Here is a 599-nt window from a genome sequence, read left to right on the forward strand (position 1 = left end):
AGGATTCCCTTTCCGTTATCGGCGACGCGCAGGGACATGCCCTTGGGCCCTGCCTCAGCACTGACGGCGACCCGCAGCCCCCGTCCGGGGCTCTGGTAGTTCAGCGAGTTGGCCAGGAGGTTCTGCAGCAGGGTGCGGAGCTGGGCCCGGTCTGCGAAGAGCCGGGCATCTTCGCACAGAATGCCGCTGGCAAGGCCAAGGTCAATGCCCAGGTCCCGGGCCGCTTCCGCAGTTACGGCCAGCAGGGAGAGCCGTTCCGGGTTCAGTTTTCCATCGGCGCGGGAGTAGTCCAGGACGTCGTCGAGCGTAACCAGCATGCGCCGCCCACCGCTGCCGATGTGTTCCAGGTACTCCACAGCCGGATTGTCCGAATGGATGTCCGGATCGTCCTCGGCCAGCTCCACGTACCCCAGGATGGTGGTGAGCGGCGTACGAAGATCGTGGCTGACCCGCCCGGCGAACTCGGACAGCAGGGCGTTGCTGCGCCGCAGCTCGGCCAGGGCGTCGCTGAGCTGCAGGGTGCGGTGCTGCAGTTCCAGTAGCTCCACCACCTGGCGGGCCAGTACTTCCAGGAGGCTTAGCTGCTCGAGTGTGGGAAG

1 protein-coding gene is annotated in these 599 nt (G+C 66.3%); it reads right to left on the minus strand.

Translation table 11 applies throughout. The features are described 5' to 3' along the window. Positions 1–599: histidine kinase dimerization/phospho-acceptor domain-containing protein (locus tag CXQ89_RS17795; protein ID WP_146067305.1), on the minus strand; the 599-nt coding region annotated here is incomplete at both ends.

It is taken from the genome of Arthrobacter sp. ZGTC212, assembly GCF_002929255.1.
GTDB lineage: Bacteria > Actinomycetota > Actinomycetes > Actinomycetales > Micrococcaceae > Arthrobacter_B > Arthrobacter_B sunyaminii.